Origin of the sequence: Lipingzhangella halophila (genome assembly GCF_014203805.1) — a bacterium.
Lineage (GTDB): Bacteria > Actinomycetota > Actinomycetes > Streptosporangiales > Streptosporangiaceae > Lipingzhangella > Lipingzhangella halophila.
On record NZ_JACHJT010000001.1, the window covers coordinates 274,568 to 287,148 of the forward strand.

General features: G+C 69.7%; 9 protein-coding genes and 1 pseudogene. 6 read left to right on the forward strand and 4 right to left on the reverse strand.

Annotated elements, in window-relative coordinates; translation table 11 throughout:
• Nucleotides 1–28: 28 nt before the first annotated feature.
• From F4561_RS01350 to F4561_RS01360, 3 genes and pseudogenes are all read left to right on the forward strand, one after another.
• Entirely contained in the window at nucleotides 29–4,288 is a 4,260-nt protein-coding gene (locus F4561_RS01350) for a HAMP domain-containing protein (RefSeq protein WP_184573954.1), read from the forward strand.
• A 2-nt stretch (nucleotides 4,289–4,290) separates the two neighbouring features.
• Nucleotides 4,291–4,929 (forward strand): annotated as a pseudogene (locus tag F4561_RS01355) (response regulator).
• Nucleotides 4,930–4,991: 62 nt separating this feature from the next.
• Complete coding sequence (locus F4561_RS01360) at nucleotides 4,992–5,780, forward strand: hypothetical protein (RefSeq protein ID WP_184573956.1); 789 nt, start codon at nucleotides 4,992–4,994, stop codon at nucleotides 5,778–5,780.
• 6 nt (nucleotides 5,781–5,786) lie between these two features.
• Here F4561_RS01360 and F4561_RS01365 read toward each other — a convergent pair whose 3' ends face one another.
• Nucleotides 5,787–6,941 (reverse strand): GAF domain-containing protein, encoded by a 1,155-nt coding sequence (locus tag F4561_RS01365; protein WP_184573958.1) that lies wholly within the window; start codon nucleotides 6,939–6,941, stop codon nucleotides 5,787–5,789.
• A gap of 164 nt (nucleotides 6,942–7,105) precedes the next feature.
• Between F4561_RS01365 and F4561_RS01370 the strand changes: the two genes are divergently transcribed.
• Together F4561_RS01370 and F4561_RS01375 are read left to right on the forward strand one after the other, a co-directional pair.
• On the forward strand, nucleotides 7,106–7,858 hold the full coding sequence (locus tag F4561_RS01370; RefSeq protein ID WP_184573960.1) for a GAF and ANTAR domain-containing protein: 753 nt from the start codon (nucleotides 7,106–7,108) through the stop codon (nucleotides 7,856–7,858).
• A 184-nt stretch (nucleotides 7,859–8,042) separates the two neighbouring features.
• Entirely contained in the window at nucleotides 8,043–8,393 is a 351-nt protein-coding gene (locus tag F4561_RS01375) for an STAS domain-containing protein (RefSeq protein ID WP_184573962.1), read from the forward strand.
• A 389-nt stretch (nucleotides 8,394–8,782) separates the two neighbouring features.
• Here F4561_RS01375 and F4561_RS33055 read toward each other — a convergent pair whose 3' ends face one another.
• The 3 genes from F4561_RS33055 to F4561_RS01385 all read right to left on the reverse strand — a co-directional run bounded on the left by F4561_RS33055 (nucleotide 8,783) and on the right by F4561_RS01385 (nucleotide 11,283).
• Nucleotides 8,783–8,908 carry a hypothetical protein gene (locus F4561_RS33055; protein WP_281384006.1) on the reverse strand — a complete coding sequence of 42 codons (126 nt, stop codon included), beginning with the start codon at nucleotides 8,906–8,908 and terminating at the stop codon, nucleotides 8,783–8,785.
• Nucleotides 8,909–9,005: 97 nt separating this feature from the next.
• The gene (locus tag F4561_RS01380) at nucleotides 9,006–9,959 is read right to left on the reverse strand and encodes an anti-sigma factor RsbA family regulatory protein (RefSeq protein ID WP_184573964.1); all 954 of its coding nucleotides are present in this window, start codon (nucleotides 9,957–9,959) and stop codon (nucleotides 9,006–9,008) included.
• A 67-nt stretch (nucleotides 9,960–10,026) separates the two neighbouring features.
• Nucleotides 10,027–11,283, reverse strand: a complete 1,257-nt coding sequence (locus tag F4561_RS01385) for a glycosyltransferase (protein WP_184573966.1) — start codon at nucleotides 11,281–11,283, stop codon at nucleotides 10,027–10,029.
• 435 nt (nucleotides 11,284–11,718) lie between these two features.
• Here F4561_RS01385 and F4561_RS01390 point away from each other — a divergent pair, with 435 nt between their 5' ends.
• Nucleotides 11,719–12,474 carry a Rossmann-fold NAD(P)-binding domain-containing protein gene (locus tag F4561_RS01390; protein WP_184573968.1) on the forward strand — a complete coding sequence of 252 codons (756 nt, stop codon included), beginning with the start codon at nucleotides 11,719–11,721 and terminating at the stop codon, nucleotides 12,472–12,474.
• Nucleotides 12,475–12,581 lie beyond the last annotated feature (107 nt).

Genomic DNA, 12,581 nt, shown 5'->3' on the forward strand with positions numbered 1-12,581 from the left:
GGCGTTCGAGATGCGGAGGAGGGGACCCATGCCCGAAGCGACCCGAGAGTCGGCGTCGGAAGCACGGATGGACGAGCTTCTCGATGCCCTGTACAGAATGCGCGATGGCGACTTCAGCGTACGGTTGAGCACGCCGGACGGCGGAGCGCACGACGAGATCGCCACTGTGTTCAACGAGGTCCTGGACCACTGCGACCAGCTCAGTAGCGAGCTGCAGCGCGTGGGCGGCGTGGTGAGCAGCCAGGGCAGGCTCGACGAGCGGATCTCCATCAGCCCCGCCCGGGGCGCGTGGAGCACGAGCGTGCAGGCGCTGAACCAGTTGCTCGACGAGGTCAACGAGCCAGTGACCGAGGTCGCGCAGATCCTCGACTCCGTCGCCGGCGGCGACCTGTCCCAACGGGTCGACCTCAGCAGCCGGCACGGCGAGCTCCAGGGCGACCTACTGAGGCTGGCCACCTCGGTGAACCGGATGGCGGACCAGATGCACGGGTTCACCAACGAGGTCACCCGGGTGGCCCGCGAGGTGGGCACCGAGGGCAAGCTGGGCGGCAGCGCCCGGGTCGAGGGTGTCTCCGGCGCCTGGCGCGACGTCACCGAGTCGGTCAACCAGATGGCGTCCCGGCTCACCGCGCAGGTGCGCGACATCTCGGAGGTCACCTTCGGAGTGTCCCGGGGTGACCTGGGGCGCAAGGTGACGGTGGACGTGCAGGGCGAGATGCTGGAGCTGAAGGAAACCGTGAACACCATGGTGGACCAGCTCTCGACATTCGCTGACGAGGTCACGCGGGTGGCCCGCGAGGTGGGCACCGAGGGCAAGCTGGGCGGCCGCGCCAATGTCAAGGGCGTCTCGGGCATCTGGAAGGACCTCACGGACAACGTCAACTCCATGGCGGACAACCTCACCAACCAGGTGCGTGACATTTCCCAGGTCACCACCGCCGTCGCCCGGGGTGACCTGGGGCGCAAGGTGACGGTGGACGTGCAGGGCGAGATGCTGCAGTTGAAGGAAACCGTGAACACCATGGTCGATCAGCTCGACTCGTTCGCTGACGAGGTCACGCGGGTGGCCCGCGAGGTCGGCTCCGAGGGCAAGCTGGGCGGCCGCGCCAACGTCAAAGGCGTGTCGGGCATCTGGAAGGACCTGACCGACAACGTCAACTCCATGGCCAACAGCCTGACCTACCAGGTACGCAACATCTCCCAGGTCACCACCGCCGTCGCCAAGGGCGACCTCACCAAGAAGATCACGGTCGACGCGCAGGGGGAGATGCTCCAGCTCAAGGACACCGTCAACACGATGGTGGACCAGTTGGAGTCGTTCGCCGACGAGGTCACCCGGATGGCGCGCGAGGTGGGCACCGAAGGCAAACTCGGCGGCCAGGCACACGTCCGTGACGTCTCCGGAGTGTGGAAGGACCTCACGGACAACGTCAACTCCATGGCCAACAACCTCACGCACCAGGTGCGGCAGATCTCCATCGTCACCCGCGCCGTGGCGCGCGGCGACCTCACCAAGAAGGTGACGGTCAACGCCAAGGGCGAGATCCTGGAACTGAAGGACACCATCAACGTGATGGTCGACCAGCTCTCCGCCTTCGCTGACGAGGTCACGCGGGTGGCCAGGGAAGTGGGTACCGAGGGCGAGCTGGGCGGCCGCGCCAACGTCAAGGGCGTCTCGGGCATCTGGAAGGACCTCACCGAGAACGTCAACTCGATGTCGCACAACCTCACCAGCCAGGTGCGCAACATCTCCCAGGTCACCACCGCCGTGGCCAATGGTGACCTGACCAAGAAGATCACCGTTGACGTCCAGGGTGAGATGCTGGAGCTCAAGGACACCGTCAACACGATGGTCGACCAGCTTTCGGCGTTCGCCATCCAGGTGACCAGGGTCGCCCACGAGGTCGGCAGCGAGGGCCAACTCGGCGGGCAGGCCAAGGTCGACGGCGTCTCCGGCACCTGGAAGCAGCTCACCGACAGCGTGAACGAGCTGGCCGGGAACCTCACAACCCAGGTCCGCGCCATCGCCGAGGTGGCCAGCGCGGTCACCCGGGGCGACCTGACGCAGAACATCCAGGTCGACGCCCGCGGGGAGATGCAGCAGCTCAAGGACAACATCAACCTGATGGTGAGCAACCTGCGCGAGACCACGGCGGCGCAGCGCGACGAGGACTGGCTGAAGAGCAACCTCGCCCGGATCTCCGGGCTCATCCAGGGCCACCGCGACCTCAACGAGCTGGCCCGCTTGATCATGACCGAGGTGACTCCGCTGGTCGAGGCGCAGCACGGAGCCTGCTACCTGCCCGAGGAGAAGGGCGAGGAGGAGTCGTTCCGGCTCTACGCCGGCTTCGGTTTCCAGCCCAACGAGCCGCGGCGCCGCGTGCGGGCCGGCACCGGACTGGCCGGCGAGGTCATCGCGCAGAAGAAGGAAATGATCATCACCAACGTGCCCTCCGACTACGTGCGGATCGAGTCGGGGCTGGGCGAGGCGCCGCCGCTGACCCTGGCCATCCTGCCGATCATCTCGGAGGGCCGCGCGCTCGGTGTCATCGAGCTGGCGTCCTACAGCGAGTTCCGCGAAGTGCACCTGAACTTCTTGCGCCAGCTCGTGACGCTGATCGGCACCACCATCAACACGATCCTGGCGAACACCCGGACCGAGTACCTGCTGGTGCAGTCCCAGCAGCTCACGACCGCGCTGCAGGAGCGCTCCAACGAGCTGCAGCGCCAGCAGGAGGAGCTGCGGCGCAAGAACGCCGAGCTGCACAGCAAGGCCGGCCAGTTGGCAAGCCAGAACCGCGCGATCGAGCTGCAGAACCGCCAGATCGAACGGGCGCGGCGCTCGCTGGAGGACCGGGCGCACCAACTGCAGGTGTCCTCGAAGTACAAGTCGGAGTTCCTGGCGAACATGTCGCACGAACTGCGTACTCCGCTCAACAGCCTGCTGATCCTGGCGCGGCTGCTGGCCGACAACTCCGAACAGAACCTGACGTCCAAGCAGGTGGAGTTCGCCCAGACGATCCACAAGGCGGGCAGCGACCTGCTGCAGCTCATCGACGAGATCCTGGACCTGTCCAAGGTCGAGGCGGGCCGCGCGGAGGTTCAGCCCACCGATGTGTCGATCGGGCGGCTGGTGGACTACGTCGAGGCGTCGTTCAGGCCCATGACCAGCGAACGCGGGCTGGCGTTCGCCGTCGAGGTGTCTCCGGACATCCCGAACTACCTGCTGACCGACGAGCAGCGGCTGCAGCAGATCCTGCGCAACCTGCTGTCGAACGCGGTGAAGTTCACCACCTCCGGCGAGGTGCGGATGCTCATCGAGCCCGCGTGGGCGCTCGATGAGGCGGACCTCGACATGTTCGGCGAGAACGAGGAAGTCATCGCGTTCTCGGTCACCGACACCGGAATCGGGATCCCCGACGACAAGCTGCAGGTCATCTTCGAGGCGTTCCACCAGGGCGACGGCGGCGCCAGCCGGCGCTTCGGCGGCACCGGTCTGGGCCTGTCCATCAGCCGGAACTTCGCCCAGCTGCTCGGCGGCGAGATCCGGGTGCAGAGTGTCCACGGCGAGGGCAGCACGTTCACCCTGCTGCTGCCGGTGCGGCTGCCCGAGGGAACCACCGACCGTATGGAGGACCCGCTGGAGCCCGTCGCGGGGCTGAACGAGTCGCGCCCGGAGCCGCTCACCGAGGGTGATACGGAGATTCCCGACAGCCCGGCCGAGATCTCGCCGCCGGACGTGCAGGAGGGCATCGTCGGCGAGGAGCCGGAGGACGCCCCACCGGTTCCGGTGCTCAAGGCCGCCGACGAGTCGGTCGAGGGCGTCGACCAGGCCGAGCCGGAAACGCGCGACGATCCCGAACGTGAGGCCGCGTTGAGCGGGAAACGGGTTCTGATCGTCGACGACGACGTCCGCAACGTCTTCGCGCTGACCAGCGCGCTGGAGGCGCACGGCCTGGAGGTCCTCTACGCCGACAACGGGCACGCAGGAATCGAGAAACTCGAGGCCAACGAGGACATTGCCCTGGTATTGATGGACATCATGATGCCGGAACTCGATGGTGACGCGACGACGCGCGCCATTCGTGAGATGCCGCAGTTCGCCGGCATGCCGATCATCTCGCTCACCGCGAAGGCGATGCAGGGCGACCGCGAACGGAGCCTGGAAGCCGGGGCATCGGACTACGTCACCAAGCCGGTGGACCTGGACCATCTCCTGGACGTGATACGTACGTGGCTGGAGCAGGAACCGACCGGCGCAGACATGGACAACCAGCAGGAGCAATGACCGTGCCCCACAAGGCGAACATCCTCCTCGTGGACGACCGCGACGAGAATCTCACGGCCCTGGAGGCGATCCTCACCTCCCTTGATCAGAATCTGGTGCGGGCCAACTCGGGCGAGGCAGCACTCAAGGCCCTCCTCGAAGGGGACTTCGCGGTGATCCTCCTCGACGTCGTCATGCCGGGAATGGACGGGTTCGAGACCGCTGCCCACATCAAGCAGCGCGAGAAGACCAAGGACGTCCCGATCATCTTCCTGACGGGCGCCGGGATCGATCGCCACCAGGTGTTCCGGGGGTACGCGTCCCGGGCGATCGACTACCTGACAAAGCCGTTCGATCCCTGGGTGCTGCGGTCGAAGGTCGAGGTCTTCGTTGACCTGTACCACACCAAGCAGCAGTTGCGGGACCAGTAGCGCATGCTGCGGCGCGACCTCGGTGCGACCTCGGGCGCCCCGACGGTGTCGGTGGCCGGGCAGCTTTCGCAGCGCACCGCGGAGATCAACGCCAACCTCGCGATGCTCCGCGAGCGGGTGGTCACCGACAGCCGCGACAGCGACAGCGAGACCGTCGAGGCGGTCCGCGACCTCGACCGTTCGGTGGCGCAACTGACCACGCTCGTTGAGGCCATCCATGGCCCGGTGTAGGGGGCGCGGCGTCCACCCCGGTGGTGGGCCGCGGCTCCCTCGCGCGCAGGAGGAGCGCTGAGATGACGACGGATCCGCAGCCGCCCGAGGTCTCCTGGGCCCGGAAGCTGATCAGCCCGTCCGGACTGCTCCTGGTGCTGCTCTGCCTGTTCCTGCCGTTCGTCGGGGTGTCGTGCGAGACCGGGCTGGGGACGCTGCGGGTTCAGGCCAGCGGCTGGGACCTGGCAGTGAACGGGCAGCCCTCGGTCAGCGGCTCGGCGGCGTCCTCGGACACGCTGCGCGACCTGGCGGGCTCCTCCGGCTGGTCGGAGGACGAACGCGTCGGCGCCCACATCCTGATGCTCATCGGAATCCTGACCCTCCTCACCGGGCTGGTACTCTGCACCATCCTGCAGTCCGTGCGCGCCCGTGCGCTGGCCGGACTCAGCGCTTCCTGCGGTGCCGCGGCGCTGTTCGCGGTCAACGAGGTCGTCGTGCTCATCGGGCTGGACGACCGGATCGAGGAGCAGGCCGGTTGGGCCGGAAACGAGATCGCGGGCGGCACGCGCTACGGGTTCTGGGTGACGCTGGCCGTACTTCTTGTTATCGCCGGGTACAACCTGGTGGAGCTGCTGCGGGCGCGTCGCCCGGCCGCGCCGGCGAGTGGGCCGCCCCCCGGCCACGGGCCGCTGTACGCACAAGGCCCGAACCCGCCGCCGTGGCCACCTGTCCAGCAGCCCTACCCGTACCCGCAATCCCACCCGGCGCCGCCCTACCCGGGCCAGCCGCCCGGCTCCTATGGAGGCTCGGGCCCATATGGCCAGTACGGCCCGTATGGTCCGTACGGCCCACACGGGCCGCCGCGCGGCTGAGCGCCGTCAGCAGCCCGTGTGCCGGGGTGGCAGGGCCAGGCCGATGTGTTCACCGATCTCCTCGATCAGCCCGAGGTCGGCGAGCCGGAACGTGCCCCGGTTGCTCCGCCGGATCAGCGTCAGTGCGCCGCGCACCCCGCGGCTGCCGCGCAGCGGGACACACAGCAGCGAGCCCGCGCCGAGCGCGCTGAGCAGCGGCGCACCGTCCTGGGCCCGGCCAAGGATGCTCTCGTCCTCGATGAGCTGGTGCAGCACCGACTTTCCGGTGGCCAGGACGTCGCGTGGAACTTCGGAACGTTGCGGATCCAGCGACTCCAGCAGCGTGCCGTGCCGGGGGCCGGCGACTACCGCGCGCCGCGCGCGCTCGGCGTCACTTGGCAGGTCGCAGACGTCCAGGAGCACCCAGTCAGCGTAGGAGTCGGCGAGCAGCCCGGCCGCCTCGTCCAGCGCGAGCGGCTGTCCGGCGCCGCCGGGGCCGGCGCTGCGCAGCAGCAGCCGGGTCATCCGTGTCAGGACGTCGAGCCGGCGCGCCGCAAGAACGACGACCTGGTCCTCCACCTCGGGTTCCAACGGGGCGGGTCCCTCGTCGGCGTCGCTGTGCAGCGGTGGCGACATCGCGATCAGCACCATCGGCTCGGCCTCGGTCGGCACCTCCAGCTTGGTCAGCGTCAGGTGGACGTCCTCGGCCCACCCGCGCTGGGCCAGCCGTGACTCGAAGGACGCGGGCTCGCCGCTCCGCAGGACGGAGGCCAGCCACGACCGCATCGCCGCACGCCGGCGCAGGTCGACGAAGTTGGAGAACGGCTTGCCGGTGAGGTACCCGCTCGCGCTGCCCAGCCGCTCGGCCCCCATGGTGTTGATCCGGCGGATATAGCCCGCGTTGTCGAGAAGCACAACCGGCACGCTCAGCTCGGTGAAGACCGCGCGGAGGATCGCTCGCTCGTCGTCGTTCCCGGAGCGCCGCGGCGCGCTTGTTTCCGGGGCGGTGAGCCGCTGCTCGCGGTCGCGTAGGAGCTGCTCGGCGAAGCCGAGTTCGGCGAGCGCGGCCTCGGCCGTTCCCGCGGCGTCGTTCGGGTACATCGCGTGCGTGCTTCGCAGCGCCGCGATCCGGTCGCTCAGTTCGGCGACCTCGCGCGGCAGGTCGGGTACGTTCTCCGGCACCCTTTGTGACTCCAGACGTCTCGGCGTCCGCCCTGGTATCGACGCTAGCCCATGGCGTGGTGATCGCAGACGAAGGCTACCGTGGAGCCAGGCCGCGGTGCCGCCATCCGCGTGGGCGCGCACGACTGCGGCGGGAGTGTGGGGCAGGACAGGGAGGCGCGTCTATGTGGGTCGAACGCCTCGCCCGCGAGATCGGCGCGCACGGGCAGGCCGAGGGCGGCTCCCCTGAGCGCGCTCTGGACCAGATGAGCATTGCCGCCGCTCGTGGCGTCCCCGGCTGCTCCGCGGCCCTGGTGGTGATCTGGCGCGATGTCGTTCCCGGTGACGTGCACACCGCCGAGGTCGCCGGCCGGCAGGTCGTGGTCGACTACGGCGCCTCGCACTCCGACCTGGCCACCGCCTTCGAGCACCAGTACACGACCGACGAGGGGCCGACAGTGCAGGCGGTCCGCGAGATGGCCCCGGTGACCGTCGGTGATGTGCTGCGCGAGGACCGCTGGCCCCGGTACACCAGCATGGGGGTGCAGAGCGGCGACCGGTCCTCGGTGACGTTCCCGTGCGAGCTCGACGGGGCGGTCCTGACGTTCGGCGTGCACGCCGGGCGGGCCGACGCGTTCGACGCCACCGCCCTGAGCCCGGTGGTCGCCCTGCTGGCCGAGCACGCCGCAATGGCGCTGCACAGCGCTGGGCGCTACACCGACGTGGCGCGCGAGGCCGCGCACATGCGCCGCGCCATGAACGCCCGGGCCATCATCGACCAGGCGAAGGGGATCATCATGCACGCCCGCGGCTGCGACGCCGTGCAGGCGTTCGAGCAGTTGCGCCAGGTAGCCCAGCGGAACCGGGTGAAGGTGGCGGAGGTTGCTCGCAGGCTCGTCGAGGAGCACGCCGCGAGTACGGCCCCAACCAGGCGGTGACTCCGGCCTCCGGGCACACTGCGCGGCGCAGTGCGCGGACACGCGCGGTATCGGTGTGGTGACGGGTTCGCACGGAACCTGTTTGAGCTCCGGCCGTTGGCGCTAGGGTAGCGGCGTGGAACGCGAGCGCATGGGCGAGCAGGGCTCGGCGTCATCGGAGGCGTAGGCAACGAGGAGCGTGAGCGTGACGTCCGATATTCCGATCCGGACTGAAGGCGATGTGATCGTGGTCGTCCCCGCGGGCGAACTGGATGCGATCACGTCTCCCGACCTCGCCGCCGCGCTCGACCGGGTCCTGACGCCCGACCGCCCCTGGCGCGGGGTGGTGATCGACTTCTCGGGGGTCACCTTCTGCGACTCCCGCTGCATCGGGGTACTCGTCGCCGCGTACCGGCAGGCCCGCGATCTCGGCATCGGCCTGGCCGTCTCCGCCCCGCAGCGTACGGTGCACCGCCTGTTCGTGATCGCCGGGATCGACCAGGTGATCACCATCGACGACGACACAGGGCACGCTGTGGAGGCCGTGGTGGCGTGACGCGCGCAAGACCGGCGGTCCAGGTGTCCTGACCATGGAGGTTAGGTACGGTCCGGTGGCGCGTGCCCGGTGGTGCGGCACGTAACGGGGGCGGCGAAGGTCCGACGGCTCTGCGGGAACCGTCTCTTTGCGGGCGTCAGCGTTCCCGTCCGGCGGGGCGCGTCGCGAGGGTGTCCGTGGAGTCGTTCTCGGCGCTGACCATGTCCGCACGGTCAGGTTCGGTGCCGCATGAGCCCCCACGTGCCCGCTATGTCCGGATTGTGGGCGATCTGGGCGCCGATCTTGAGGATTCCGTTCCTTGGTAGCGCGATGAAGGAACGGAATCCTCAAGATCGGCACAAGAATCGGACGGGGCCCGTGCCGGGCGACACCCAGGCAGCGCCCCCGGGCTATGTGTCGTTGTCGCTGCTCTCGTTGGGTGCGTCACTATCGGGCACCCGCACCGACCACTGCGGGCTGGCCCATCCGCTGTCGTCGCTGCTCTCGTTGGGCGCGCCACCACCGGGCACCCGCACCGATCACCGCCCGCCCGGACCATGCACCGCCCTTGCTGCTCTCGTTGGACGCGGAACCGCCACCCGCCAGCACCAGTGCTCGCGCCCCCGGCGGTCTCTAGTCCGGGCGGAAGTGCATCCGGATCAGTGAACCGTGGTTTCCACCGCTGATCTCCATGAAGTCGCACATCTGGCGGCTGATCCACAGGCCGTAGCCGCGGGTGTCGCGGGGGTCCGTGGGGCGGTACCCGCTGAGCGGGTCGGTGAGGCTGCCCCTTTCGTCGAAGACGTCGCAGACGATCCACCCGGCGGAGCGCCACAGTGAGATCGTCCCCTTGCCCGCGCCGTGCTCCAGGACGTTGGCGGCGAGCTCGTTCACCGCGAGTACCAGGTCGCCGGCACGCTCCTCGGGGATACCCGTGGTGTCGGCCAGCGCCGTGACTTCGTCACGCAGTACGGGAAGGTCTGGATGGACGTCGAGTGTGCGCACCGTTCCGGTGGGCGCGGGCAGGGTGCGCGCGACGTCCGGCGCGCTGAACGTGGCCGGGTCCAGGTAGTCCGGGCTGGTTCGCACCCCGTTGGGCGCCACCAGCAGCGGATGTGTGCTGCGCGCGATCCCGCGGGCCCGCGCCGGAAGGTGCCGGCTGTCGTGCAGGCACAGCAGGCTCATCCGGCTGCCCGCGAGAGCCGAGTCGAGGACCGAGTCGAGGCGGTGCCACTCGCGCAGTCCCACCGGCGCGTCCGTGGGCAGTACCGGCTCCGCCACAACAGTGACGCGCCGCGTGGGGTGCGCGAGGGCCAGACGGTGCAGTGCGGCCAGGGTGCGGCCGGGCGCGTCGTAGAGGTCCGCGCGGCTGGTGAAGTCGAGCTCCGCGCTCTGGCCGCCGAGCGCGGAGCGGATCGTCTCCTCGTGCAGGGGGCGCACCGCGACCGTGACGTGGCCACCATCGGTGAGAGCGGCACGAACCCGCGGTACGACCAGCTCGCGCAGCTCATGGGGAGAATCGAAGAATACGCCGTAATGCTCGAACCCCTCGGAACCGGTGTCGTCGGGCTTCGCACATGACGTCATGACATCACCCCGGGCGTCCTGCCGGCCAGGACTGAAATTCAGCGGGTTCGTGACGCGGTCGGCGCACCTATCCGGACCAGTGTGCACCATCGTCTGCCGTAATGGGGATCTCGGTCACGTTGGACAGGGCACGCTGGTACACCTGTGCGGTCTCGTTGGCCACCCTGTGCCAGGTGAACCTGGACCGGGCGCGGTCAGCGCCGGCGATGCCGTGCGCGTGGCGCATGGTGGGTTCCAGGATCAGGCCGCGCAGGGCACGGGCGATCGCCCCAGGCCGGCCGGTGCGCAGTAGTACACCGGTGGTGCCGTCGAGCACCGCGTCGGTGAGCCCGCCGGTGGCCGTGGCCACCACCGGCAGTCCGCACGCCATCGCCTCCAGGACGGCGCCGCCGTAGGGGTCGTAGCTGGCGGCGGAGACGTAGGTGTCGGCCGACCGCAGGAGCCGCGGCAGCTCCTTGCGGTCGGTGGGGCCAGCCAGGGTGACCCGGTCGTCTACCCCGGCCTCCTTGGCCAGCAGCTCCAGGCGCCGCGCGTCGTCGTCGAGCGGGAGCTCCACCGCGGCGGGGCCCGCCACGATCAGCAGCTCGATCTCGGGCAGCCTGGTCGCCACGTCGATCAGCACATCGGCGCAGCCTTCCGAGCCGAGCCCGGTCACCGCGATGACCCGGTGCCGGCCCTCCTTTCGGGGCAGCCACGGTTCGGTGGCCGTACCGCCCTCGACGGTGAAGTGGTCGGGGTCAACGCCGTAGGGCACAACGCTGACGCGCTGCCGCGGGATGCCCAGCCGCGCGAGCTCGAACCGCTGGTCCGCGGAGGTAACCACAATGCGCCCGACCCGTCCGGCGATCGCGGCCTCCATACGTGCCCGGTCGGGACGTTCGGGCAGCGCGGCACGCTGCTCGGAGGCGTTCAGCGAGTGGAACGTGTGCACGATCGGCGGCCTGGTACCCAACCGTTTGGCGGTGCGGACCGCGGACAGCGCAGCGAGGCCACTCGTCCACCCGAACCCGTTGATGACATCGGGGGTGTCCTCCTCGAGGCGCGCCGCCAGCCCGTGCGCGAAGGCCCCCGTGTGCTCGGCGGCCTCGTGCTCGTGCAGCGCGCGTTCCGGTCCGGCGGCGAGATGTTCGACGGTGACGCCCCGCCCGATGCGGCAGCGTTTCTCCAACCCTGGAGCGTTGCCGCGCGAGTACACGGTAACGCGGTGTCCGAGTGTGGCCAGGTGCCGCGACAGCTGCGTGGTGTGCAGGCTCGCACCGCAGGTCGGCTCACCTTTGTGTGCTGCTAGGGGGCTGGCGTGCTCGGCGACCAGGGCAATCTTCACGTAGGACTCCTCAAGGTGGGACGGCGGCCCGAAAGGGCACGGAACGTGTGCGCCCGCCGCGGGATCAGGCAAGGGCGGGCATGCCTGATACAGCCTCGGCGGGCGGGTTCGGCGAAACCATGAGAGGGGGGATGGGGGATGGGGGATGGGGGATGGGAAGCGGGGCGTGCGCAGACGCAACAGGACCACACCTTTGGCCGTTCGAGTACGAGGCACATGCGGCGCTCGCGTCGCAGATCCGGGCGGGAGAGCCGCCGGGCGCGAGCGCGCGAAGGCAGGTGTGTCTGCGTCTTAGACACCCATCAGCTGCCAATTCTGCCAGACCCCTGATAGGGCCGACAACGGCCGCTGTCGCGTGCGTCAACGCGAGAGGCGCCGTGTAGCCGGAGTTCCTCGTGGGTTTGGCGCACCGCGCTCGGGGCACGGTCGGCAAAGATGACTGAGAAGAGGTGGGGAGACCTCGGGTGGAGCTCGGCCGCGGGCGGCCGTCAGCTCCGGCGTTCACCCGACGCGGACAGCGGTGTGTTCGTGGTCGGGGACCCGGTTCCCGGTTACGCGGGCAGCGGCCGGCTGAACGGGCAGCGCGCCCTGGTCGTCGGCGGAGTCATGGACGGTGCCGGTTCCGGCCGGATCGCCGCGGTCGCGCTCGCCAAGGAGGGTGCCGCTGTCGCTGTCGCCGACCGCACGGGGCGTGCGGGTCTTCCCGGCGCGTGGCCGCTCGACCACCAGGGCCAGCAAGACGCCCTGCTCGCCACGACGCGGCTTCTGGGGGCGATCGGCGCCCGCACCCTCGCCATCCATTGCGACCTCGACACCGAGGGCGGGTGCCGCGAGGCGGTCGCGCACACGGCTCTGGAGTTCGGTGCCATCGACACTCTGGTCGTCTGCGCGAACGCCGCGGCCGAGCGGGACGGGCCGGTGGACAGCACGGCCTGGCTGGTTCAGGCGGCCCGGGTGTTCATGGTCGCGGGCGCATCGGTGATCGTGCCCGCGCCGGAGCCCCGAGCCGGGTCGCCCGGCCCCGGTCCCGCGGCAGCCACGGCCGGCGCGGCGCCCCTGCCCGCGCCCCTCGCCGCGGCGCTCCGGGAGCGCCGTATCCGGGTCGGCGGTGTCGCTGCGGAGCATGCCGACGCCGCGGCTGTCGCGGCGGAGTACGTTAGCCTCGCCAGTGCCGAGCGGGTACGTGTCTGACGACCCGCCTCGTAGGCGGTTGACCGGAACACACTCTCAGTACGCGGCCGGAAACGGACGATCCGTTGGTGGTCGACCGCGCAGAACTGCGTACCAGTGCGTTTTCC

Bases quoted from the DNA above. Each gene is read 5' to 3' on its own strand.
- F4561_RS01350 (WP_184573954.1), top strand. From the start codon at position 29: ATGCCCGAAGCGACCCGAGAGTCGGCGTCGGAAGCACGGATGGACGAG.
- F4561_RS01360 (WP_184573956.1), top strand. From the start codon at position 4,992: ATGACGACGGATCCGCAGCCGCCCGAGGTCTCCTGGGCCCGGAAGCTG.
- F4561_RS01370 (WP_184573960.1), top strand. From the start codon at position 7,106: ATGTGGGTCGAACGCCTCGCCCGCGAGATCGGCGCGCACGGGCAGGCC.
- F4561_RS01380 (WP_184573964.1), bottom strand. From the start codon at position 9,959: ATGACGTCATGTGCGAAGCCCGACGACACCGGTTCCGAGGGGTTCGAG.
- F4561_RS01390 (WP_184573968.1), top strand. From the start codon at position 11,719: ATGACTGAGAAGAGGTGGGGAGACCTCGGGTGGAGCTCGGCCGCGGGC.